This is a genomic window from Paenibacillus sp. A3M_27_13 (assembly GCF_024213315.1).
GTDB classification, from domain to species: domain Bacteria; phylum Bacillota; class Bacilli; order Paenibacillales; family Paenibacillaceae; genus Paenibacillus; species Paenibacillus polymyxa_B.
Map to the genome: position 1 here is coordinate 721399 of NZ_JANAVE010000003.1, position 26351 is coordinate 747749.

Sequence of the window (26351 nt, forward strand, 5' to 3'; positions counted from 1 at the left end):
ATGATAAAAGCGCAAAATGTTTCGATGATGTTTAAGATAAACCATGACTATATTAAGAGTATAAAAGAGCATGCAGTTGCTCTTTTAAAGGGGAAAATCAAGTATGAAGAATTTTGGGCTTTAAGAGAAGTCAGCCTTGAAATTGAAAAAGGTGAGGTTATGGGGATTATTGGTAGGAATGGTGCGGGTAAAAGTACTTTGTTAAAGGTGATATCAGGTATTCTGAAACCTACACATGGAAGTGTAACTATAGAAGGTACTATTGTTCCAATGCTGGAGCTCGGTTCTGGTTTTGATCCTGATCTAACTGGTCGTGAAAATGTTTTTTTAAATGGTTCTATTTTGGGTTACTCAGAGTCGTTTTTAAAATCAAAATTCGAAGAAATCTTGGACTTTAGTGAGTTAGAAAGATTTATTGATGTCCCTATACGAAACTATTCATCGGGGATGCAAATGAGATTAGCTTTCTCTATTGCTGCTCTTGTCAATCCTGAAATTCTTATTGTGGATGAGATACTGGCGGTTGGAGATGAGAACTTTCAAGCTAAGAGTAAAGCAAGAATGCTCGAATTAATGAGTGGGGGAACAACTGTGTTATTTGTTTCGCATAGTTTAGAGCAAATACGCGAAATGTGTGACCGTGTTATTTGGTTAGACGGAGGTAAGGTGGAAATGATCGGTGAGGCTAAGAGTGTATGCGATGCCTATAAAATATAATTAGGAGAATACATGATGAATTCAATTTATAACGGGTATTTTTTCAATGATTTCTATGCGGAAAATGGCGGTGGAAATTATACAGATCGTGAACGTTGGCAGCCTTTTTTTGCAAGAATTGCAGATGAAATTGTTAGAAGATTCGACCCTAAGACAGTACTGGATGCAGGCTGTGCAATGGGTTATTTAGTAGAAGCTTTACGGAAAAGAGGAGTTGAGGCTTATGGCTTTGATATTTCTCAGTATGCCATAAGTAATGTTCACGATGATATAAAACCTTATTGCATCGTGCACTCTATAGAAGAACCACTACCAAGTAGTTTCCCTCAGAAATTTGATTTAGTAGTCACCTTGGAAGTTTTGGAGCATTTGTCTCCTGATTTAGGGGAGAAGGCCATTGAAAATTTGTGTGAATATACAGATATGATAATATTTTCCTCTACTCCAGATGATATTGAGGATCGAACTCATGTCAATGTACAATTAGGAGAATACTGGAGTAAAAAATTTGCGGAGAATGGGTTCTTTCGCAATCTTGTTCAACCAATGGATTTCATTTGTTCGTGGGCTATGATTTTTGAAAGAAAAAAGAATAGCATCCCCGATTTAATATTTAATTATGAAATGAATATGAGAATCAATGAAATTCAATATGATGAAAAAAATAAATCTCTCACTAGCAAAGTATTTTTTGATACTGGAAAAGGATTTAATGAAGAAGAAAGTGTTGAATTAATAGGAAGCTTAGTTCATAACGAGATTCGACAGAAGATTGTTCTACCTCAAAATACTAGAGCAGTTCGCTTTGACCCAGTGGAAAATAAAGCTTGTATTTTAAAGGACATAAATGTTATTTCATCAGAAGGAGTTCTAGAGTTTCATCCAATTAATGGTGTGATTGTTGAGGATTACGTTGTCTTTGACAACTTTGACCCGCAGATAAATGTTATATTACTTAAAGATTCAACAAAGTGGATTGAAGTTAAGGCTGCTATTTTAGTATATGAAGAAATTGAGAATTTTACTTTGCTTTCTAAGTTAAAGGAAATTCCTTTGATAAAAAAAGAATTGCTAAATAAAGAAAGATTGCTGAATGAAATCTCAATACGCAGTGCAGAAGAATTAAAGGAGACTGTTTTACAAAAAGACAAAGAACTAAAGGAGACTCTTTTACAAAAAGACAAAGAACTAAAAGAGGTAAGTGAAGCTAAAGATGAAAAAATATCAGGACTTACAGAGAAAAACGAAAAATTTGAAAAAAAATACAATGATTATCATCAACTTATAAGCAGTCAAATTGATGACTTAAATAATGAACTGTTACAGGTTCGGTCTGCCTATGATAATGTACAAGCCGCATATAATAGTATTAATACCGCCTTTTTTTGGAAAATGACTAAACCATTACGACTAGTTTTGGACTTATTCAAAAAAAAAACTAAAAAATTAACTGAAACTGATACAAGAAATGCTATTGAATTATTTGAATTTGAAAATAATATCTTAACTATTAAAGGTTGGGTATTCTCAGAAAACGATAAGATTGATGATATGTTTTTGAAAATTATTCATGGAAAAAAAGAATATCGGCTAGAATTGATAAGTGGATTAGAAAGGAAGGACGTCGAAGAAGTTTATAACATAGAGCGTGCTCGTTACTCTGGTTTTAATTCGAACGTTTCTATTGATAATTTTTCTTCTTTTAAGGTGTATTTAGAGTTTACTTTAGATGGGACTAAAAAACATATATTCATTGGGAAAGTGCAATCTAATATATTTGAATATTTGTCCTTTATTAAGAAACGGCTTAACAAACAAAATGTCCATAAACTATTAAATTATTTACGAAGTGGAAGATTTGATTTAATTATCTCTGCAATAAAACGACCAAGAATCAGTGCGGTTACTAGTACAAATGTTCCATCTATTAATTTGCCTGATTGGTTGGAGAATAATACTGTGAATTCTCTCGATTTTTCTGCCGAAATATATCAGCATACAATTGATTTAATTGTTCCTGTATATAATGGGTTCACTTATTTTGATACTCTTTTTCAAACTATAAAAAAAACTCAGATGAAATATCGTTTAATTATTATAAATGATGACAGTACAGATATACGAGTTAGTGAATATTTGAGCATTTTGGCTGATCAGGATCCACGAATTATCTTTATAGAAAATCTGACTAATCTGGGTTTTGTTAAAACAGTGAATAAGGGGTTAAGTTTAACTGAAAACCATGTTGTATTACTTAACACAGATATTGAACTGCCTGAATTTTGGCTTGAGAGACTAATGACTCCAATTATTCTTGGAGACAAAATAGCGACTACAACACCTTTCACAAATAGCGGGACTTTGTGTAGTTTTCCTCTAATAGGGAAAGATAACGGTTTGTTTGAAAATATGGATTGTGATGATATTGATAAGGAATTTAGATTAATTAAACCGGTTTATCATACATTGCCAACGGGTGTTGGTTTTTGCATGGGGATAAATAAAAATGCTCTTGGTGATATTGGGAATTTAGATGCTGAAACTTTTTCCAAAGGTTATGGTGAGGAAAATGACTGGTGTCAAAGAGCTATAAAAAATGGCTATAGAAATGTTATAGTAGATAATCTTTTTGTTTATCACAAACATGGTGGAAGTTTCCCGAGTGAAGAGAAACAAAGATTAATAGAAGAAAATGCAAAACTTTTATCAAAGAAACATCCGAATTATAATGCAGATGTAGCGGCATTTTTTGAGTTAGACCCTCTTAGAAGCACACGAGATTTTTTAATAATGAAGCTATCTGCAACTCTGGATAATAAAAAACCACTGGTGTTTTTAGACCATAACATAGGTGGCGGTGCTTCTGCATATTTAGAAAATTTAAAAAAGGAAAAAAATAACAACGATGAAAAAATAATAGTAATAAAATATGATGTAGATAGTAACTTCTTTTTAATGTTATTTAACTATAAACAAATCAATATAAGTTACAGGTTTTCAAAATTCTCTGAACTTGAACAAATTCTTGATGCTATAGGAGTTGAAGCGATATACATTAATGAACTGGTCACGTATCCTGACTTATATCAAACGTTAGAACAAATAAGTACATTTAAAAGACGTTTTGGCTCGAAATTAATTATGCTTCTACATGATTATTTTTCTATTTGCCCTACTGTTAATTTACTAGATGTTAGAGGTTGTTTTTGTGATATACCTGAATCAAGTAAATGTGAGCGCTGCGCATTAAGTAATCCATATAATAATTATTTACAGTATGAGACTATGAGTAAATGGCGTATTGCATGGGGGAGCATTTTACAAGATTGTGATGAGATAATAGCGTTCTCTAATAGCTCTGCTGAGCTTTTACAAAGAACTTATGGGGATTTAAATAGTTTATCTATTATACCTCATCAAGTTAAGTACATGCCTAAGATTAGCAAGAGTAGTCGAACCTCTACTACGCTAAACATTGGTCTAATAGGTGTTTTAAACTTTCATAAAGGTATCGATATTGTTCGCAAAATGTTGAATTTAATAGAGGTTCAAGGACTTGATGTTCGGATTACATTGATCGGTTCTTCTGAGGGGGAAATTCAACATTCTAAATTTACTGAAACGGGAAAGTACTATCCTGAATCTTTGCCTCGATTAGTGTTACAAAATAAAATAGATTTATTTTTCATTTCTTCCATCTGGCCTGAAACGTTTTCATATACATCAGAAGAAGTTATGAAAATGGGGTTACCGATTGCAGTGTTTGATTTGGGGGCTCCGGCTGAGAGAGCAAAGAGGTATGAAAAGGGCTTGGTAATAAGTGAGGTGAACGCACAAGTAGCACTTGATGAAATATTGGAATTTTCTGATAAAGTTGTTCCTCTTATGCAGGATTCGCTTGAGCAGAAAAGAGTGCTCTTTGTTGCTGAATACCTTTCTTTTTCATCACGTTATCGAGTTGAGCACTTTATAGAACAGTTGATTATCCAAGGTGTCGAATCGGATTTTATTGAAACAAAGGACATTGATCTGTATGATATTAAATCCTACAATGCAATAGTTCTTTATAGATGTACCCTTACTCCAACTCTTTCTAAAATGATTAAAGATGCGAAAAACTCATCTATAAAGGTATTCTATGACATTGATGATTATATTTTTAGTTTTGAGAATATTAAAGATTTGGAGTTTTTATCCGGAGATGACTATTCCGATTTCGAAAATTATTCTAAAAAGATATTTAACTGCATGAATATGTGTGATGGTTTCTTTACTTCTACAAATAACATGGCAAAAGCTATTGAAGAATCATTCCAAGACAAGCCGGTGTTTATAAATCGAAATGTTGCCAGTATGGAAATGGTGGCAATCTCCGCAAAAGCTAAGAATATAAAAATGAAAAATAAAAATGAAATTTCTATTGGTTATTTTAGTGGGTCTAAAACACATGATGGAGATTTCGAAGTTATCAGTGAAGTTGTAATAAACGTCCTGGAGAAATACGATAACGTATTTCTGAGAATAGGGGGCTGTTTACAACTCAATCAGAGATTTGAAAAATATAAAGATAGAATTACTCACTTTGATTTTGTTGATTGGAGAAAGCTCCCTGAGCTTGTTGCTTCTGTAGATATTAATTTAATGCCATTGGAAGATACCTTCTTTCATGCGTGCAAGTCGGAAAATAAGTGGATGGAAGCAGCCTTAGTGAATGTTCCCACTGTAGCAAGTAGAAATAGCGAGCTAAAGCTTATAATTGAAAATGAAGTTACTGGGTATCTCTGTTCTGATGAAAGGGAATGGCAAGAAGCTTTGACTTCTTTGATTGAGAGCGAGAAACTTCGATTCCTTGTTGGGCGAAATGCTAATGAAAAAGTATTAAGTGATCATGTGACACTTAATACCGGAAATAACGCTGTTGAAGAGTTATTTGAAGGGGTGAGAGTTCAATAATTTTTTTATAATAAAAATAGATGAATTGTAGTGGCCGTGACCTCCACGTTGTCTATAAAATAACAATTTTGCTCCTAAATATGGTCATTAATTTTTGAATAATTTATAAAAATCTATATAAAAGTAATTCAGTACGTATTTATAGCGAGTAAAAAGCTGATTTAGTCAATGGAGACAGGATCAGCTTTTTACTTATGGAGTCCGAGGAGATATGTTATTAAACAAGTCTTTAACAGAACGTTAGCTAAGGGAAATATAATTGCTAGGTTTAGGAGTGGATTGGATACATTCTTCTGCGATGTATGTTCAAGCTACAAAATAAAGTTAATTCGTGGTAAATCAAAAAGTATGAAGCAACGATACCAAGATGATCTAGTGGGAAAGGATTAAAGACGTGGTGCCACCAGAATGAAAAAAATAAGAAGGTCAAACTGGAACGGACAATCGTGTGATGCTCAAAGCGATGTTGTGGGTCGCCCGGACTGGAGCGACATGGCGCGACATGACAGGCTATTATCCTTCTTGGTCCTCGGTGAACACCCGGTTCCGCCACTGGAAAACCGTTGGAATTTGGAATCGGATTTTGGAGCTTATTTCGATTGAACCTGACTTCGAAAGTGTGATGATTGATGTGACCATTGTTTGCGTTCATCAGCATGGACTGGGGCAAAAGGGCGTAGTATATCCAGGTCATAGGAAGGCCCCGAGGCAGACCAACCACTTTTAGGCAACTCGTTACGTTTAGAGTTGACAGCTGGACAACGGCATGACTCCGTGATGGGTTATGAAATGCTGAAGTCCATGGATTTAACCAAAAACAAGTTCTGGCTGACCTGCATATGACACGAACCGTATTCTCCAACTCTTGAAAGAGCAAGAGGTGACTCCAGTGATTGCCAGCAAAAAAACCATCGAGTATAGCGGAAATGGGACAAAGAAAACTATAAAGAGTGGAATTTAGTGGAGTGCTTTTTCAACAAAACCAATTACTACCGTTGACTAGCGACTCGCCTTGATAAATTGACATGTACCTTCAAGTCTTTTTTGACGTTTGCGTCGATTATGATCTGGCTTGCTTAGGTTTGAATACACGCCCTAGCGTACACTTTAATTTATCGTAGCGAGTCGCTAGACGACGATAACTTTTCACTTTGTTGAAGAACATTCAACTAAATAACGTTCTCTATAGACAACTCGATCGTAATATTGAATCTTTCGACGATTTGTCCTACTTGGAATTACCGAGATAGCCTGTTTTTCATCTAGATGCGCTCGGATTGCATTGGTATCATACGCTCGATCGGCCAATACTTGCTTCATCGTTAATTTCATGGCTTGCAGAAGCTTATAGCCCTGAACGGAGTCATGAGCTTCACCACCCGTTAATTCGAAACGAAGTGGATTTCCTAACGCATCAACTATTGCATGGATTTTGGTGCTCAGTCCACCACGGGAACGTCGGATCGCTTGCTGGCTTCGCCCCTTTTGCGCCCGATCCATGCTGGTGAACGCGCACAATCGTGGCATCAATCATGACACTTTCCTCGTCAACATCCAGAGAGACATGCTTCAGCACTCCATCCCAAATCCCCGATTTCTACCAGCGCCGAAAGCGGGTGTAGACGGATTTTTAATGGGGAAAGTGGATCGGTAGATCGCGCCATGGGGCGCCTGAACGTGCAACCCAAAGCATCGCATTTAACATAATTCTTTTGTCCAATGCGGGACGCCCTCCTTGTGGTTTTCGTTCAGGTGGAAATAAATCTTGGACTCTCTGCCATCGTGTCTCTTTTATTTCGTATCGCATATTCATCTAATATATTTAAACTATGTATTACCATTTAAACAGTTTGAAGACGCGCCCTAGTTTAGTGGTGACAAACTAGCCTATTTTATTTATAACGAGTAGCAAAGAGGCATTTAAGTTTGCGATATCGATTCAAACTAGCTATTTACTCTATGTTTTGGAGGATTTTGTGATGAGGAGTTTAGAAAAGCTATTTTTAAGTAAAACGCAACACATTTTCTTGGGTATATCTATAATAATAGGGTTGGCTTGGTTGTTTATTCTTCCACCTTTTCAAGCACCAGATGAAAATTCACATTTCTATAGAGCGTATGGTGTAACCGAGGGGACAATAATGTGCAAAAATTATAAAGGAAGTAATGCTGGTTCTTTTTTGCCGTCAAATTTATTGGAATTCACCAATACACTAAAAAGTAATCAAATTAGATTTAATTACGATGTTAAACAAAATCCACGGGATGTGTATGATTCGTACGATTTGTTTCCCAACAAAAATAGTTCTTTTCAAGAATACGTGAATTCTTGCGTATACAGTCCTGTTCCGTATATTCCACAGACTTTAGGAATCTTAATTGGAAAGTTACTAGGTGGGCCTTGGATCGTGCTATTCTATCTAGGCAGATTATTCAATTTCGTCTTTTTTGTTGCAATAACTTATCATGCAATTAAGATAATACCAAAATTAAAAGTACTGCTTATGCTTCTAGCCCTAATGCCAATGACTTTGCATCAAAGTGTATCTTTAAGTCCGGATGCTATTACTATAGCTGTATCTTTTATTTTTATGGCATATATTATGAAGATTAAATATTCTTATAACGAAATTATAAGAGGGAAAGATTTATCTATACTAATTACTCTTGCGTGCATCATTGGCGTATCTAAAATAACATATTTTCCTTTAGCACTACTAGTATTACTTATTCCACGCGATAAATATAGTACGTGGAGGAGGTATTTTCTATTCAATTCTTCTGTAATATTAGGAAGCTTTGCTTTTAGCGTAATATGGGTTGGATTTACGAGGATGGTCAAGATGAATTTTCCTGTTGAGCCAGTTAATCAAATAAATAATATAATAGCAGATCCTTTATCTTTTATAAAACTGTTATCCTTAAGTACTTTTAGAAACGATACTCTTTATAGTCAGTTTTTTGGGGTTTTTGGGTGGCTGGATACTCCCTTGCCGCTGATTTTGACGATTTTTTATTTCGTTGTTCTTTTTGTAGTAGCCATCCAAGAAGGCGATTTTAAAAAGGATATAACTATAAAGTCAGAGATTTTTAATTTCATAGTATCTTTTTCACCATTATTTATAGGGAATATTTTAATTGGGCTCTCGTTGTATCTTAATTGGCCACAGCCTACTAATCAAATAATACATGGAGTTCAAGGTAGATATTATATTCCTTTAGCCTTATCATTTTTTTACTCAATGCATTTATTGTTTCCTGTTATATATAGATTAAGAAAGTTAGTTTTAATTATATTTATAATGTCAATATTATTAATATCAAGCTATTTTTTAACAGTCAGATATTATTATTTTGGTCCCAAATATAACCTTCTAGTACCTTTTAATAATAATTATATAGCAGGTGGCATTCAAAAAGATACGAAAGTTAATCAATCTTTTATAAGTAATAAAGATTCATTAAAGGGAGTCAGTATATTTATTTCAACGTTTGGTCAGAAAATAATTACGGATTATGAATTTATATTATATGATCAAAACACACAAAAAATTATTAGGAAAAGTAAAATTAATACGGTTGGGTTGTTGGATAATAGGTTCTATAACGTGTATTTTGACAAAGTTATTGATGCTAAAGGCAAAGAATACTCTTTTACAATAATACCTTTGTCTGATAAGGTACTGACTCCTATCACGTTACAATTAAGCGAGCCAGGTATATATAGTGAAGGAGATCTTTTTATTAATAATAATTTAAGAGCTGAAGATTTAGTATTTAGACTCATATATTAAAATTTACCTTCAAATTTTATATTATTTGGAAAATGGCCCGGTGCTTTTTGAAGAATGAATAGACGAAAAATTTGTGCAAAGGAAAGTGTGGTATGCCTGGGCCACGTGGTCTGGGCAGCGTTAAGCATTCATTGGAGCAGGATACAGACTATTAAAGCAGATTACAGTTATCCATAGACCGCATTTTCTGTTGTACCAAACAACGCAGGAATATTAAGATGCTGTTTAATCCGGCGGGAAACCTATCAATCTGCCACCGAGCCTTGTACATTGTGCTATTGGTCCAGCTGACTTGTATCTAAGTCCATAACAACTTAGTTTTTTCTATCTTTAAAGTCCCGAAAAATCACAACACGGTGGCGTTACTCTGAGGTGTGCCCTAGCAGGTAGATGGTATCTCAAATAACTGGGGGAATCTAACATATTTTGGTGACGTAGAGTGTGATGCTTTTTTCAAGTATGGAGATTTTACTTACGGTATGTATATCCATACATTTCCTGTTCAACAATTTGTTATTTGAATTTTCGGTAGTGGGCAAGATGGATATCTTTTTTTATTTTTAAACAGATTGAAATATGAATTGGGATACCTGCTGGAAAACATTAAAAGGGACATGTGGCTTGATTCGTGTAGAATGAAGTTAGCACACCACTCCTACAAGGAGAATCAGATCATGAGTTATTCACATCTTAGCATAATCAAACGTAACAAGCAGAAATTCTGCATCAGTATGGGGCAAGAGTGCGAACCCATCCATTGCAAATGAATTGAGAAAACAACATACCGTCATCAGCCGGAAAACCCGCCGGAACACTGAGCAAAAACTCTATGGAGCGGAACCCAGTATAGCCGTCAGGCTTGTATGCCGAGGAGGAGATGGAACTGCGGCGATCGAGAAAAAGCTTGACAACATCTAGTCTCCTGAGCGAATCACAGATAGCTTTGAGTAGGGTCTGAAAGAAGTCTGATCCCGGGAGACATTGGGTCACTGGATATTGGAAACTGTGCTGTTCACGGATGAGAAACTTGGACTTGCCCTCCACTTCATAAACAATCGTCCTCGCAAATGTCTAGGATGGAAAACTCTATATATAGCGTACTAACTGAACTAACTATTTCACTCGGATCGGAAAATGGGGTAATGAATGGTAACTCAACCCAAAGTGGCAATGAACATGAAAATGAAAAATCGAGCGATTGAATACAGCCATGAAAGAAATATCATATAAACGCCTTTACGAAAGGTACCTGGTCGTCCGTCTTAGTCTGGAAGGTCATTCGTTTGTGGCGATCTGCGAGGCTGCGTTAGCCAAACCATCGGCATCTATCGGCAGGACTACCAAGAGCATGGTCTTGCTGGGCTGGAAATGGATCACTCCCCCAGACAACAGACGAAGCTCAAGGAGCACCAGCAGCAACCGATCGGTGTGGGCTTTGAAGCGGACGCTCCCGCTGGTGGCAGAGTGGATCAAGCGCGAGTTTAGCATCACGATGAGCGTACGCAAAATCAGCGCGATGCTAAACGAATGAACTTCAGCTTCACCAAAGCGACCGATATACTTCCTAAAGCCGATGAGGATGCCCAAGCATTCAGCAAGGACACCTCCGTACAGTTCAAGAGGCAGGTTGAAGACGAAGACATCGATCATTTGTTGTTTGAAGACGAATCGACGATTCGCTCCTACCAAGCTTTGCAATATAACTGGTTTCTACGCGGGAAGCAACGCAAAGTGCCAACGTATGGCAAGCACGAAGGAGCCAAGTTGTTCGGAGCGATTAATTATGAAACAGGACAGGTGCACCACCGTGAAGAAGAAAAGGCCGATGTGGCCGCCTATATTCGGTTCCTCTAGGATCTTTTGTCGGCGTACCCGAACGGAAAAATCGCCCTGATTTTGGACAACATCCGAATTCATCATGCCACGGGATTGTCGCCTTTTTTGAAGGAGGATTCGCGTCTGCATTTGGTCTTTCTGCCGCCACACAGCCCTAATCTGAATCCGGTTGAAGGACTATGGCTGTGGCTTAAAGCAGATGTGGTCAATAATGTCTTTTTTGATGAATTCTATAATATTAAGCTTCAAGTGGACCAATTTACGAAGCGAATCAACAAGCATTCGATGAAAACGATCGATCGCTTGCTGGTCAGGTTATAATCTTAATTGCAGTTTGTATAACGAATCTTTTACAGAAGAATTGTTGCACTTAGTCTGACAATCCGCTTATAATTTGTCTGGCCTGTTCGTATTTTTTATTGTGCATTTAGTTGAAAAGCTGAGGGCGATTGCACACATTAAAATCCCTGCCTTATATTGATTTCGATTATTTGTAAAATAGTGACGGTTTGAAAAGCCTTATGCAATTATATCGACCTTCTACAGCAGAATTCGTCCAGTTGCAGTAATGATAGTCCACCATTTCTTGTTCTCAGTTTCGCAGGGTTTGAAGAATTCGACGTACTGGATCATGTTGGATATTCTCGCCTTTGCTCACAACACTGCGTGAAGCTCAGTCTAGCTACCACATAGCTTGGAGAGCAGCCATGTCAGGTCGAAAAGGCCTCTTTCCATTCCCATACACTACGAAGTAGGGGGGGGAGTTCAGTAAGATGTCGAGTCTTTTGGCATCTAAGTTGTCTGACGGTGGATTCAGTAAATGATAGTGGGCTTTCAGGTTGTCCTTGCCCGTGGAGACAAGATTAGCTCTACAGTTATACGGACGTCCTGCATGCTGTCGATGATATATCCGTGAACATGAATCGATCCGCAACTCGCAGGACGCAAGGAAAGTAATCGCTGATCCAGGTGTGGCAGGCTCGAGCTAAATCCATGACCACCTTTCTGGGGTTTTTGAACAGAAAGGTCGAATGTTGTTGAGCATAGGAGTGCAGCAGGGCCTTCAGTTTTCGTCTGGGTAATACATCCAGTAGTGTTTCGCTTTTAAAATAGTGAATACCGCTGTTGTAGACCCAGCGTTTGCTCTACGGCATGGGAGCCAAAATGGAAACTGCAGCGCTGTTTGGGACCGACAAACGGTTCGGCATGAATATCAATTTGATCCGTATCGATGTGTAGGATTCGAATTACGTTTAGTTCTGGCAAGCCAAGCTTGCGTTGAAATAATGAGTAGGCATCTGTCTATTCTTCATTTTTTTCTGGTAATATCGGCAATATTAGTGAATAATTTTCCGTTTATTTCCTTAGTTTTTGTGGAGAATCGGTTTCAGTATCGAGTCTTAAAATTACTCTAGAAGAACAAGAGGGAGCCTGAGAGCATGAGCAATTTGAAGTTGTTTCTTCCTAAATCCTCAATGCACCTTTTAGTATCAAGTGTGCTTGCTGTACTTTTATCTCTAGTTTCAACGATGGCTTTTTTGAAGATTTATGCTAACGGTAAACAAGTCTATCATGACATCATTGCTGGAAATATCGTATGGTCTGATCAATTCAAGAGTTTGGATTACTCAATAATATACTTCTTTATTTTCTGCTTCTGTTTGTTTTTAATTCCTTTAATATATTTTGTGAATAAAAAAAATATAGCGGAAATACAGATGAATCCAGCAGGACTTTTCGTGTCGAAAAATTTATTGGTCTGCTTTTTTTTCTTGTTCTACGCGGTCAGTTTTTATTTTTTTAGTGGGAATAGTTCTTTTATTTATATCTCTATTTTGATGTTTATTACCTATTTTGTTGTTGAATGCAAAAAAACAAATTCCATAGATAAAGAGCAAGTCTTTACAAGTCTTATTGTATCTCTTACGTTTACTTATTTCGCAATTATAACGATACTTTTCATTTTTAGTTTTGTTAACCCGAATTTTTCTGACAAATTAGAACAGTTTTTGCTGGAAGTTCTAACCCTGTTAGTTTGGATGACTCAAGTTGTAATTTACTTTTATAAAGAGCGCGTACTAACCGCTCTGACTAAGAATTTAATGTATTTATCTCAATTAATCCTTCCATTTATAACATTGGTATTAGTGTTTGGTGTATATCAGACGGGGAGTAAAATTGAATTGCATAGAAATAATTATACATTAGCTATTATGGCTTCTATAGCTGTTATACTGTTTATTTACACGTTCCTATTGATTTTAAAACATAGAAAAAGTGAAGTTAGCAATGTGTGGAATTACATATTCTGGCCTTCATTAATACCTTTAACCATCATTATGTTGTATTCAACTCCTGTTTATAGTGGATTTGTTTTGGATGATTTCCATTTAGGGGAAATTTTCATGCCCTTACAACAAATGTTGAATTATGGAATGAGACTTAACGTAGATGTAATGTCAATACAGGGAATAATGGGCCCAATGTATAGTCTTGTTAATCATTATATTTATAATGGAAACCTATCAAGTATCAACTATACGTTTGCTGCATTTCCTATAATTATAGGTGCCTTGGTAGTGTTGCTTATAAAAAAATTATATGGTTCAAAATGGGCTTTTTTATTCATCATATTTTCTTTGCCAATATTATATGAAACGGAGGGCATGAACAGAACTTATTTAATTGTTCCTTATGTGCTAATTCTTTTTCACAAAAAGACGCTGTATAATCCTGTAAAGTGGGTTGTTTTTTATGTTTGGATGTCTTTAATTCATTGCTTATATAATCCATCCATGGGTGCAACTTTGACATTGGCCTTTTTACCTCTATTTGGTGTGATGTTATATAGGACGATAAAACTTAAGTTATGGAGTAAGGTTTTTTTTAAACATAAATTATTATTCTGCAGCTTATTGGTAATTCAACTTTGTATTTTAGTAATGTTGTTCCCAACATTATTGGGAACTGTTCAATTTATTCTTGATAATGCTTCCGCTAATACCCTTGCATACGGGATAAGTCTTTTTTCTGAATCTCAAACTTCTCCAGAATGGTTTCCTAGACCCTTTCCTTACGATAAACTCAATAGACTGCTTTGGGAATCCATTAGAATTGGAGGATGGGTATTTACTCTGTTTCTTTTTGTGGGATTAATGATTTTTAATGTGAAAAAAGCAGTGTCTTTCAATAAAGAAAAGCAAACTCACCTCATGATTTTATATTGTATTGTATCGATTATATTCTTAATATTAATTACCGGATATAGCCTAGGTCGCTTAGATTCTGGTTCAATGCATCGCTCCGGATCAATTACTTTTATATGCTTTGCTTTTTTAATACCAGCTCTGTATGTCTTTTTTCTTAAAAATAAGTTTAATGGTGTAGTTCATCATATATATTTAATCATATTTTCAATATTGTTAGGTTCTGTGGCAACTTTCGGACAGCAGCAGGCTTTTAGAATTACAGAAAAACTAATACAACCAATGGTTGTGCCAGATAATGCTATTTTTGTAAATAGTGCAAAGCAGGGAATTCCTGATGTTGGTGAGGGATTTATTGCTAAGGAAAGATGGAAAGAGATGTTGGATTTTAAAACAGTGCTCTCAAAAATATTAAAAAAAGGAGAGACTTATGCAGATTTAACAAATCGGACACTTTTTTATGTGATAACTAACAAAAAAGTTCCTACTTTCTATTCTGCTGATTATCTTGCTGCCAATGAAGAGATACAAGAAAAAATGATAAAAAATCTTGATAAAGAAGCACCGCCATTAGTTTTTATTGGTCCGGCGATCAGGCATGATGGAGGACCCGTATCAATACGTGCTTACAGATTATATAAGTGGTTTTTAGAAAGAGACTACGTATATTATCAATATAATTCTCTTCAATTTTTGGTGAGCAAGCAGAGAATGTTGGAGACTAAAGCTTATAAAGGTACAGCTGATGCTAGCGAGAATGAATTAAGAGCAGTTTTCCATCAAAAGGATTTACAATCGTTACCCGGTGCTTGGGGGAGAAACTTTAAAGAGATGAAGGAGCGATTTCAGTCTGTACCGGGCAATATGTCATTGTCTGGATCTAATGAGGTTGTCAAAGAAGCGGATGGGAGTATAGTGAGCAACGGTAATGATCCATATGTGAGTTATAAACTTGATCTTCCTGTCAAAGGAAAAGATGCTGACTTTTTATTAATTGACCTCAACATTATGGGATCTCGGGAACCATTTCAAGGCCAAATTTATTGGAATAGTAGTAATAGAAAAAGCGAGAAATATAATGAAGATCATTCGTTCTTATTCAATATGGTTAGTGGACAATTATTAATACCCTTAGGTTCAGCTCCGGACTGGCTTAGAAATAACCACAATGAGCTAAGATTCGACTTTGGAGATAAAGCCAATGTAAAAGTTAAAATTAATTCTATTAAATTGATTAAGCTAGTAAGTTGACTTAGATAGAAGTTGAAATTATCTTATGCTTCTTTTCCTCAACTTGGTTTTATCGTTCCTTATCTGTTTTTTAGTTTGTTTGGGCTTAGCACAGCTATCATAAACTTGATGTATTTTAATTTAATAATTCATTTTATTTGTTCGATTTTGATAGCCATTTTATGCTTACTACTGATAAAAAAGATAACAAATAATAAAAAAATCTGGTTTTATGAAATTAAGGTGAAAGAAAATGAAAACTCCATTTTTAATTTAACTATATCTTTTCAAGATTTAAATATTACGACAGAAAATTTTACCGATTGTAACTGGCATTCAGGAATTCATCGTCATAACTCAACAATTTCACTTGAGAAAATATAGAAACTAATGAGATATTAAAAAAAATAAATTTAATTAATCTACAAGGAAATAAGTATCATATTTTGAGTTTTTCTATTAACGGACCTTGGATTCAACTTAGTCTTAAAGAAAAAGACATACAAGAATTGATGTTTCAAATTTCATTTACTGTGAAATAGTTAGGTCTTTTCATTTTTTTGTTTGGATATTGATAGGTGGAGAACTATTAGTTTGACATAATTCTTCATAATGCAAATTTTTTTTACAAGTGATAGAATAAACAATAAATAAACTGTTAGGGGATTATAATGCTATTATTGTTGCTTTTTTTAGCAATGCTTTTTAACATTGTCGCTCAAATCACTTTAAAGCATGGAATAAATGTATTGAATTTTACAGGAATTAGCTTGCAGTCACTTATAAAGTTGTCTACCTCACCTTACATATGGTTCGGTGCAATTTTATATGGCGTTAGCTTTGTATTCTACATTTTTGCTTTGTCTCGGGGGGAATTGGGGAGAATTTCGCCAGTATCGCAGGCATTGACTACACTAGGTATTGTTGCGGTGTCTGTTTTGATATTTCACGAACCGATAACTGTTTTCAAACTTGTGGGTATTATCTTGCTGATTGTTGGAACTGTTATTATTTTTTATTAGCTAAGAATATACAAAAAAGTGGCACTAACAAAAGGGGAATGACTTTTTTGAATTACGATTATGTTATCTTTGGCGCTGGAATATACGGTCTATATGCTGCTCACTTATTAGCAAAAAAAGATTTGAAAATAGCTGTAATTGAATTTGATGACAAACCTTTACAACGTGCGAGTTTTATTAACCAAGCGAGAGTTCACAACGGGTATCATTACCCAAGAAGTGTTTCTACTGCTGCAAAATCTGCTCATTATTACGAACGTTTTGTCCGTGATTTTTCTTTTGCTATAAACGATAGATTTAAGAAAATATATGCGATTTCGGCGAATGATTCCTTAACAAATGCTGAGCAGTTTCAACATTTCTGCGATTATGTTGAAGTACCTGCGGTAGAGGTTAACAGCAGGGTGTATTTTAATCCAGGGGCAGTGGAAGCAGCATTCGAAACGATGGAATATAGCTATGATGCTAATTTAATTCGTAATTGGTATATGGAGAAGTTACAGGGTTTTAAAAATGTGTCGCTGTTTTTCAATCAACTAATTGATAAAGTGAGCATTGAAGAGGAACGCTATGTACTTCGTTTCACTGATGGATCTGATTGTACAGCTACCAACATACTTAATGCAACCTATGCGAGTATTAACCAGATTTTACGTAAGTTTGACTATGAGTTATTCTCAACAAAATATGAAATATGTGAAGTGATTATGACGGAAGTAACCGAAAACGTTCAAAATGTAGGTATTACTGTAATGGATGGGCCCTTTTTTTCTTTGATGCCTTTTGGAGAAAGTGGGTATCATTCTCTTACATCTGTTGGACATACTCCGCATGAGTCGTCTTTTAACGCTTTACCTGAATTCTCTTGTCAGAAATACAATGATGCTTGTAATGTAAGACAATTAAGTAATTGTAACACTTGTTCGGTTAGACCTTACACAGCTTGGACAAGAATGAGCCAGTTGGCTAAAAAGTATCTTAATCCTGAAATTCAAATAACCTACAAAAAATCTCTATTTGCTGTAAAAGCATTGATTAGTGCTTCAGAACTTGATGATTCTCGACCTACTGTTATTAAAGAATTTTCAGAAAGTCCGAGATTTGTATCTGTTTTTTCTGGGAAGTTTAACACCATCTATGATTTGGAGGAAGTGCTATGAAAGAGCAGGTTTTTGTTTCTACTGTTCTGTATGCGCACAATAATGAGCAAGAAATTGTGCAGGCATTAACTGAATTAGACCGCACACTGATGACATATTTCCAACACTATGAGATCATACTGGTTAACGATTTTAGCCAAGATAAGACGCTGGAGAACGCGCATAGTGCTATGGAAAATATTTATGGGGACACTACGATTATTAATTTGTCCAGAAAACATGGTGTTGAGCATGCTATGATTGCTGGACTTAATAAATCAATGGGTGACTTTGTGTTTGAAATTGAGTCTTTATTCATTGATTTTAATTTAGACCTGCTGTATGACATGTTCAAAACGGCAACCGGAAAAGGGTTTGATATAGTCGCTGCTACGTCTGGACAAGCTGGTTGGAAATCCCGAATATTTTATAGAATACTGAATAAGGTGTCTTACTTAAATCTATCTCTTTCTACAGAAACTGCACGTTTAGTAACGCGTCGTGCTTTAAACGCTATGCTGAATTTAAAAGAAAAGGTAAGATATAGGAAAGCGCTCTATGAGCTTACGGGCTATTCTAAAACCTTAGTTAATTATAAGCCCGTCAATAGAATGACTGGTAGGAAAGTAAATCGGGAGAATATTTCGTTAGCTGTAGATGCGTTGGTTTCATTTTCTCATTTTGGGTTAAAAGCAGCTCATCTACTTACAGGTGTATTTTTCTTGTTTTCTTTGTTCATGGGGGGATACGCTTTATATAATTACTTTTTTAATCAGTCAGTAGTACAAGGTTGGACTACACTTATGATTTTAATCTCTCTTGGTTTCGCAGGGTTGTTTTTTATCGGTGGGATTATTGGAGAGTACACTTCACGCATATTAATTGAGATCCAAAATCGTCCTTTTTACAGTACCAAGTCTGTAGAAATGTATAAAGAGAAAAAGCCTAGATTGGAGTTAATTAAAGAAAAAGAGAGTGCTTCTGGTCAATAAGGAAGGAGAGAGCGTTGTGAAAAAAAATTGTCTTGTAGGATTTACCGGGTATGTAGGTTCCACTTTACTTGCACAGACAGCATTTGATGAGTTGTATAATTCGTCCAATATTGAGTCTATTAAAGGTAAGGAATATGATTTAGTTGTATGTGCGGCCGCCCCAGCTGTCAAATGGAAGGCCAATCAAGCCCCAGAGGAAGATCTCGCTAATATCAATCAACTGCTTTCCTGTTTAAAAGAGGCCAAGGCTCAAAAGTTTGTGCTCATCTCTACAGTTGATGTATATAGTACTCCTATCAAAGTTGATGAGTCTGCGAATATACAAACAGAAACAACAGAACCTTACGGAAAACATCGTTTTTATTTAGAACAATTTGTTACCGAAACTTTCCATGACCATTTGATTATTCGTCTCCCTGGCCTATTTGGCAAAGGACTTAAGAAAAATTTCATTTATGATTTAATTCATGACAATGCTTTACATTTAACTCACCACCTAAGTGAATTTCAATTTTATAATATGAATCATTTGTGGGATGATATTCAAACCGCACTTGCTAATTCGCTAAGTATAGTGAATTTTGCTACAGAGCCTGTCAGTGCAAAAGAAATTGCTCAGGCTGGACTGAATATTAATTTTTCCAATGAAACGGAGAAGAAGCCCGTTTCATATGATATGAGAAGTCTGTATTCACATATTTTCAGTGAACGTGACAATAAAGAATATATGAAATCTAAAGAAGAAGTTCTACAGGAGATTAAAGTATTTATTGAGGAAGAAAAGAGGGCGCTTCAATGAAACTTTCTATTTCCAATATTGCGTGGAATAGTAATGAGGATGAAGAGATCATTGTGTTGCTTAATAAACTTGGCATTCGTGGACTAGAAATTGCTCCTACTAAATTTTGGCAACGTCCATTAGATTGCGAAACTAACGAATTACTACAATTTAAGCAATATTGGGAACAAAGAAATATTCATTTAATTGCTATGCAATCATTATTATTTGGACAGCATGGGTTGGCTTTGTTTTCAGATGTTGAATCTCGTAATAAGCTAAAAGATTATGTAATTGGTATAATGGGCTTGGCGGGTAAAATAGGAGTTAAAGCACTAGTATTTGGATCTCCTAAAAACCGACTTTCCAATGGTCTATCTAAAAATGAGCAACTGGACATTGCTATTCCATTTTTTGCGGAACTTGCTGAGGCTGCTGTTACAGAAAATGTAACCTTGTGTATAGAGCCCAATCCCTCTCAATATGGTTGTGATTTCATTACAAATAGTGAAGAAGGTTTACAATTGGTTCGAGAAGTGAGCCATCCTGGTTTTCAATTGCATCTGGATGCGGGTGCTCTTACTTTGAATAGCGAGAATATTTCTTCAGCTATTGAAAAAAGCATGCCTTATTTAAGCCATTTTCATATTAGTGAACCTTATCTTAATAAGGTCGGGAGCAAGGAAAGTGTTTCAACGCATAGGGAGATATCAAAGATGCTTAAAGAAACAGGCTACAGAAATTGGGTTTCTATTGAAATGAAAAATGGGGACAATCCGAATGTTGCTCATGTTGAACAAGCTCTAATATACGCTTCAGAAATTTACGCTTAATAAGGAGAATATCCCGCCAATGAATGTTATTGAAAATGAAAATTGGGAAATTCCTAATTTTGAGCTTAAAGAATTCAAGTCAAAGAATAGTAAATACTGTGTGTGCATTCCTATTATTAACGAAGGAATTAAAATTCAAAAACAACTCAACAAGTTAAAATCACTTGCAGAAACTGTTGATATTATTATTTTAGATGGTGGGAGCACCGATGGTTCTTTAGAGGAAACATTTCTTTTAGATAATCATGTAAGAGCTATTTTAGTTAAAAAAGATAAGGGTAAGCTAAGTGCACAACTACGGATGGGGTTCGCTTACGCATTGCAAGAACAATATGAGGGCATCATTACCGTAGATGGGAATAATAAAGATAGCGTTGAGTCAATTCCTGAGTTCATTCAGAAACTTGATGAAGGTTACGATTTTGTACAAGGTTCAAGGTATGTACCAGGAGGTAAGGAAATAAATACTCCTATTTCGAGAAAACTTGCTATTAAACTTATTCATGCACCGTTTATATCGCTAGTTGCAGGATATCATTATACAGATACTACCAACGGATTTAGGGCTCACTCTGCTCGATTATTAAAAGACCCTCTACTACATCCCTTTAGAGATGTTTTTGGAACTTACGAGCTTTTGGGCTATTTGTCAGTTAAAGCGCCTAAATTAGGCTATAAAGTCACGGAGATTCCTGTCGAACGCTCATATCCAAAGGGAAAGATACCCACTAAGATCAGCCCATTGAAAGGGAATTTGCAACTTATTAAAATATTGTTAAACTTATATTTGGGCAAATATGATTCTAAAAATAATCTGAAAGTAATTAAGGAGGAGCAATGAAAGGTATAATTCTTGCAGGAGGTACAGGCTCACGTCTTTACCCCTTAACCAAAGTAACAAATAAGCATTTATTACCCGTTGGTAAGTACCCAATGATTTTCCATTCTGTATCCAAGCTCAAGCAAGCTGACATACAGGATATTCTTATCGTTACAGGTAAAGAGCATATGGGAGATGTCGTTAACCTACTTGGTAGCGGTCGTGAAATGGGCGTAACATTCACTTATAAAGTTCAGGATGAGGCAGGTGGGATTGCACAAGCGCTTGATCTGGCTGAACAATTTGTAGGCGATGATCAAATGGTTGTTATTTTGGGCGATAATGTATTTGAAGATGACATTGCACCATTTGTGGACAATTTCCGTAATCAAATCACGGGGGCGAAGATCCTTCTTCAACAGGTACAAGATCCACACCGTTTTGGAGTGGCCGAGCTTCAAGGGGAGCGTATTGTGTCAATTGAAGAAAAACCTAAAGAACCAAAAAGTGATTATGCTGTAACAGGCATTTATATGTTCGATCATAGTGTGTTTGAAATTGTAAAAACGCTCGAACCTTCAGCTCGGGGAGAACTTGAGATCACTGATGTTAACAATGCATATATTGCTAATGGAACATTAACATATGATATTCTTCAAGGATGGTGGACAGATGCGGGAACTCACCCATCACTTGCGCGTGCTAATGAATTGGCCAAGGATATCGTGTTTGGCGAAGAGTTTGGAAAGCTAAAGCTTTAAAATAAAGGGAGGATGCGGACGAATGAAGGTAATCCCTTTGAAACTGGAAGGTGCAAAAATCATTGAACCCGTGGTTCATGGTGATCACCGTGGTTTTTTTATGGAAAGTTACAATGAGCAAATCATGAAAGAAAACGGTATTAATTATGCTTTTATTCAGGATAATCAGTCTTTATCTGTAGAAACTGGCGTGATTCGTGGTTTGCATTACCAGCTTAATTCTAAAGCACAGACTAAACTCATTCGTGTGATTTCTGGAGCTATCTATGATGTAATTTTGGATATTCGTAAAAGTTCTCCAACATTCGGTCAATGGGTTGGGGTAATCTTAAGCGAGCATAATAGACGTCAGCTACTGGTGCCTAAGGGGTTTGCTCATGGGTTCTGTACGCTTGTTCCTAATACGCAAGTGCTGTATAAAGTAGACGAGTATTATTCCCCTGAGAATGATCGTGGAATTCTGTGGAATGATCCTGCACTAGGGATTGATTGGCCCACTTCTCATACTATTCTTTCAGAGAAAGATCAGAAGCATCCGCTTCTGGCTGATGCAGAAATTAATTTTGATTAAACGATTTAGCCGCAGTTATAATGCACAGTTGAACTAAGATTAAACTCATCTTTGTTTCTTATCCATTCAAAAAAGCATATCTTATATATATTAAAGCACGGTTTAGGAGGACTGCATGAAACTTCTTGTCACCGGCGGTGCCGGGTTTATTGGCAGTAACTTTGTATTGTACATGTTAAAGCAGCACCCAGATTACGAAATTGTAAATATAGATGCTCTTACCTATGCAGGTAACCTGGAAAATTTGAAATCCATTGAAAATAACTCCAAGCATAGCTTCATCAAAGAAGATATTACCGACGCACAAGCGATTGACCAGCTGATGCAGCAGGGAATTGATGTGGTGGTTAATTTTGCAGCGGAGTCACATGTGGATCGGAGTATTCTGGAACCGGAAGTGTTTGTGAAAACAAATGTATTGGGTACACAGGTGCTGTTGGATGCAGCTAAGAAATATAACGTGACCAAGTTTGTACAGGTATCGACAGATGAGGTGTACGGTTCTCTGGGTGAAACAGGATTGTTTACAGAGGAAACACCACTTCAGCCTAACAGTCCTTACTCAGCTTCGAAGGCAGGCGGCGATTTGTTGGTTCGTGCATATCATGAGACCTTTGGTCTACCCGTGAATATCACACGTTGTTCCAACAACTATGGCCCGTACCAGTTCCCGGAAAAGCTGATCCCGCTGATGATCTCACGTGCGTTAAGCGACCAACAGTTACCGGTCTACGGGGATGGCTTGAACATCCGTGATTGGTTATATGTAGAGGATCATTGCAGTGCAATTGATCTGGTCATTCATCAAGGAAAGCTTGGTGAGGTATATAATATTGGCGGAAATAACGAACGGACGAATGTGCATATCGTCAAAACGGTATTGGAGGAGCTGGGCAAGCCAGAATCTCTGATTTCGTATGTGCAGGATCGTCCAGGTCATGACCGCCGTTATGGCATTGATCCAACGAAGACGATGAATGAGTTGGGCTGGAAGCCAAAGCACTCTTTTGAAACCGGCATTAAAGAAACGATTCGCTGGTATCTGGACAATGAAGAATGGTGGACTCGCATTCAATCTGGCGAATATCAACAATACTATGCAAAGCAGTACGGTTCCCGCTTGGGGGATGAGTAGAATGAAGGTATTGGTTACTGGAGCATCCGGTCAACTTGGTAAAGATGTAGTAAAGGTTTTTCAGGAGCAAGGACATGATGTCCTGGGTTACGATCGCGAACAATTAGATATTACGGATTTGCAGCAGACGGTGAAGATTGTAGGACAATATCAACCTGACGCCGTAATCCACTGTGCAGCGTATACGGCTGTGGATGCAGCGGAGACCGATGTAGACGGGGCTTATCAAGTCAACGCGGCAGGTACACGTAATATGGCGCTGGCTGCGGAAAAGGTTGGAGCCAAGCTGGTTTATATCAGTACAGATTATGTGTTCGATGGAACGGCAAAGCAGCCATATCATGAGTACGATAATACCAATCCGCAGAGTATCTACGGAAAGTCCAAACGGGCGGGGGAGGTATTGACCCAAACACTTTCCTCTAGGTATTTTATTGTTCGTACATCTTGGGTATATGGATTGCACGGGAACAATTTTGTCAAAACGATGCTGAAGCTTGGTCAGGAGAAGCCGCTCCTGCAGGTGGTGAATGATCAGAAGGGTTCACCTACCTATACAGTGGATTTGGCACGTTTTTTGGCGGAATTGATTCAAACGGAGAAGTATGGCGTATACCATGCATCCAATAGTGGCTCCTGTACCTGGTATGAATTTACGCAAGCTATTTTACAGGATGCGGCGGAAATATTAGATGCCAAGATCACAGCGAAATTGGAGCCGTGCAGCACAGAGCAATTCCCCAGACCGGCAGCGCGGCCATGCAACTCTGTTATGGAGCATATAGCGATCCGAACCAACGGGTTAAATGATTTGCGCGACTGGCGTGAGGGATTGCGTGATTTTTTGCAGGAGTGTCTTAGTAAATCCGAGTAATTAAAACCTTATTATAAATATCAACAATCTCCCATCAGTTCATGATTGGGAGATTTTATTATATTAAAGCCTATGTTGATTAAGGACGCTGAGCATTATAATGTATAAGCAGATGGAACCTATTGTCCCTCTATTACACATTTTAAAAGAAGGAGGTCATTACTCTGAACAGACCTAACATACAAATTTTATTGTCTACATATAATGGAGCAGCTTATTTAGATGAGCAAATAGAAAGTCTCATCAATCAAAAAGACGTAGAAGTTCAGATTCTAATTCGTGATGATGGCTCGACAGATGATACGGTTGCCAAGTTGAGAGTGCTGAAGCAACGTTATCCTCAACAGATTATTTTATGCCTCGAGAGCAATGTAGGGGTTGTTAAAAGCTTTTTTGATCTGATTCAAAGATCGTCTGAGACATTCGACTATTATGCTTTTTGTGATCAGGATGATGTGTGGATGCCGAATAAACTTGCTCAGGCTGTGTCTCATCTCAGGGATCAGGATGGGAGCCGGCCGCTGATGTACTGTTCTGCTACACAAATGGTCTCTCAATCATTGGAACCACTTAAAGTATGGCCAGCTGACATCCCACGACCTGTATCCTTCTATAATGCTCTCATTGAGAATGTGTGTGTAGGTTGTACCATGGTGATCAATACAGAAACACTCAAGCTCGTGAAAAAGAGAATTCCGACTTCTTTGGATAACATCATTATGCATGACTGGTGGATTTATTTATGCACCTCCTCTTTTGGTGAGGTTGTTTTTGACCCCGAGCCGTCCATTTTGTATCGGCAGCATCAAAACAATGTGTTGGGAGGTTCTACTGATGGCTGGGTTAGCAAGTGGAGGAAAAGACTAAGTAGATTTATAAAAGGAAAAAATCGCTATATTTTAAGCAAACAAGCCCAGCAATTTATTCAACTTTATGGACAAGACATGTCTCCTCAAATGTATAAAGATATGGATCAGTTCCTGGAAAGCTACCAAAAGGGCGTATTTTCTCGTATGAAATATATTTGGCAGTCTCCATTTTATAGGCAGTCACGGTTGGACAACTGGATTTATAAGTTGGTTTTCATAATGAGGAAGTTATAGAGGTATGGAAAGAAAAATATTGAAACTTTTTTCCATATATGAGCGTCAAATAGTCAAAGGTGCAAATGAATACTAGATAAAATACCATCGAATGCGTGTTCCTTTATGGAAAAATATAGTATAATTGAAACGTGCAACCGATAGAGCTGGCAAGGGCGGTCGGCTAACTCTCCCGAGGAGGGGGGTGAAGCCTGTGACAGTGTTTGAGGCGCTCAGTTTAATGCTGACGTTCGGGGCGTTAATCGTCACACTGTTAGAGTTTAACAAACGAAAATAGACCGCCCCCGCAAGGAAGGGTCTATTTTCGGCCTGATTGTTCCAAAACCGTCCGCTCTTGGAGCGATGGTTGCGCAGGGGCTGGCTGGCACCAGCCCTTTTTCCATGTATATCTTACCACGATGAATTTTAGACCTCAACCGAGGATTTTACAAAAATCTAATAAACGACTCCCAATGAACAATATATAGATCGAAATGGTTTCGTTTGTCTATATTTGCACTTTGGAGCGACAGGAATCGAATTTTGTGAAATTCTACTAACTATGTAAGGTTACAAGTTATGTGCTTTTTTGCGCCCCGTGGTCTGCG

The 26351-nt window shown here is 36.8% G+C and carries 17 protein-coding genes and 3 pseudogenes; 18 read left to right on the forward strand and 2 right to left on the reverse strand.

Features of this window, described 5'->3' with window-relative positions:
• From NLX82_RS16125 to NLX82_RS16135, 3 genes and pseudogenes are all read left to right on the forward strand, one after another.
• Positions 1 to 717 (forward strand): ABC transporter ATP-binding protein, encoded by a 717-nt coding sequence (locus tag NLX82_RS16125; protein WP_254348549.1) that lies wholly within the window; start codon positions 1 to 3, stop codon positions 715 to 717.
• Between the two features lie 15 nt (positions 718 to 732).
• Positions 733 to 5670 carry a glycosyltransferase gene (locus tag NLX82_RS16130; RefSeq protein WP_254348550.1) on the forward strand — a complete coding sequence of 1646 codons (4938 nt, stop codon included), beginning with the start codon at positions 733 to 735 and terminating at the stop codon, positions 5668 to 5670.
• Positions 5671 to 6109: 439 nt separating this feature from the next.
• Positions 6110 to 6397, forward strand: a pseudogene (locus NLX82_RS16135) (transposase); the annotation flags it as partial.
• A gap of 333 nt (positions 6398 to 6730) precedes the next feature.
• Here the strand turns inward: NLX82_RS16135 and NLX82_RS16140 are convergent.
• Positions 6731 to 7483, reverse strand: a pseudogene (locus NLX82_RS16140) (IS5 family transposase).
• A gap of 166 nt (positions 7484 to 7649) precedes the next feature.
• Between NLX82_RS16140 and NLX82_RS16145 the strand changes: the two are divergent.
• Both NLX82_RS16145 and NLX82_RS16150 read left to right on the forward strand, forming a co-directional pair.
• Positions 7650 to 9464, forward strand: a complete 1815-nt coding sequence (locus NLX82_RS16145; protein WP_254348551.1) for a DUF2142 domain-containing protein — start codon at positions 7650 to 7652, stop codon at positions 9462 to 9464.
• 1527 nt (positions 9465 to 10991) lie between these two features.
• Positions 10992 to 11621: pseudogene (locus NLX82_RS16150) on the forward strand (IS630 family transposase).
• A gap of 554 nt (positions 11622 to 12175) precedes the next feature.
• Here NLX82_RS16150 and NLX82_RS27765 read toward each other — a convergent pair.
• Positions 12176 to 12418 carry a transposase gene (locus NLX82_RS27765; RefSeq protein ID WP_367995886.1) on the reverse strand — a complete coding sequence of 81 codons (243 nt, stop codon included), beginning with the start codon at positions 12416 to 12418 and terminating at the stop codon, positions 12176 to 12178.
• A 321-nt stretch (positions 12419 to 12739) separates the two neighbouring features.
• Here NLX82_RS27765 and NLX82_RS16155 point away from each other — a divergent pair, with 321 nt between their 5' ends.
• The 13 genes from NLX82_RS16155 to NLX82_RS27770 all read left to right on the forward strand — a co-directional run bounded on the left by NLX82_RS16155 (position 12740) and on the right by NLX82_RS27770 (position 26041).
• Entirely contained in the window at positions 12740 to 15757 is a 3018-nt protein-coding gene (locus NLX82_RS16155; RefSeq protein WP_254348552.1) for a hypothetical protein, read from the forward strand.
• A gap of 650 nt (positions 15758 to 16407) precedes the next feature.
• Positions 16408 to 16758, forward strand: coding sequence for an EamA family transporter (locus tag NLX82_RS16160; RefSeq protein WP_025723444.1), 351 nt, complete (start codon positions 16408 to 16410; stop codon positions 16756 to 16758).
• Between the two features lie 38 nt (positions 16759 to 16796).
• Positions 16797 to 17918, forward strand: coding sequence for an FAD-dependent oxidoreductase (locus NLX82_RS16165; protein WP_254348558.1), 1122 nt, complete (start codon positions 16797 to 16799; stop codon positions 17916 to 17918).
• On the forward strand, positions 17915 to 18889 hold the full coding sequence (locus NLX82_RS16170) for a glycosyltransferase (protein ID WP_254348560.1): 975 nt from the start codon (positions 17915 to 17917) through the stop codon (positions 18887 to 18889). The genes NLX82_RS16165 and NLX82_RS16170 overlap by 4 nt, the downstream gene beginning before the upstream one ends.
• A 16-nt stretch (positions 18890 to 18905) precedes the next feature.
• Positions 18906 to 19688, forward strand: a complete 783-nt coding sequence (locus NLX82_RS16175; protein ID WP_254348562.1) for an NAD-dependent epimerase/dehydratase family protein — start codon at positions 18906 to 18908, stop codon at positions 19686 to 19688.
• Positions 19685 to 20500 (forward strand): sugar phosphate isomerase/epimerase family protein, encoded by an 816-nt coding sequence (locus NLX82_RS16180; RefSeq protein ID WP_254348565.1) that lies wholly within the window; start codon positions 19685 to 19687, stop codon positions 20498 to 20500. Before NLX82_RS16175 ends, NLX82_RS16180 begins: the two co-directional genes overlap by 4 nt.
• 19 nt (positions 20501 to 20519) lie before the next feature.
• Positions 20520 to 21341, forward strand: coding sequence for a glycosyltransferase family 2 protein (locus NLX82_RS16185; RefSeq protein ID WP_254348566.1), 822 nt, complete (start codon positions 20520 to 20522; stop codon positions 21339 to 21341).
• A complete protein-coding gene (locus NLX82_RS16190; protein ID WP_254348569.1) occupies positions 21338 to 22081 on the forward strand; it encodes a sugar phosphate nucleotidyltransferase in 744 nt (247 codons plus the stop codon). Before NLX82_RS16185 ends, NLX82_RS16190 begins: the two co-directional genes overlap by 4 nt.
• A 22-nt stretch (positions 22082 to 22103) precedes the next feature.
• Positions 22104 to 22652 (forward strand): dTDP-4-dehydrorhamnose 3,5-epimerase, encoded by a 549-nt coding sequence (gene rfbC / locus NLX82_RS16195; RefSeq protein WP_254348571.1) that lies wholly within the window; start codon positions 22104 to 22106, stop codon positions 22650 to 22652.
• 115 nt (positions 22653 to 22767) lie between these two features.
• Entirely contained in the window at positions 22768 to 23787 is a 1020-nt protein-coding gene (rfbB, locus tag NLX82_RS16200) for a dTDP-glucose 4,6-dehydratase (protein ID WP_254348573.1), read from the forward strand.
• A gap of 1 nt (position 23788) precedes the next feature.
• Positions 23789 to 24661 (forward strand): dTDP-4-dehydrorhamnose reductase, encoded by an 873-nt coding sequence (gene rfbD, locus NLX82_RS16205; protein WP_254348575.1) that lies wholly within the window; start codon positions 23789 to 23791, stop codon positions 24659 to 24661.
• 191 nt (positions 24662 to 24852) lie between these two features.
• Positions 24853 to 25764, forward strand: a complete 912-nt coding sequence (locus NLX82_RS16210) for a glycosyltransferase family 2 protein (RefSeq protein ID WP_254348577.1) — start codon at positions 24853 to 24855, stop codon at positions 25762 to 25764.
• A 199-nt stretch (positions 25765 to 25963) separates the two neighbouring features.
• Complete coding sequence (locus tag NLX82_RS27770; RefSeq protein ID WP_354005523.1) at positions 25964 to 26041, forward strand: putative holin-like toxin; 78 nt, start codon at positions 25964 to 25966, stop codon at positions 26039 to 26041.
• The last annotated feature ends 310 nt before the right edge of the window (positions 26042 to 26351 follow it).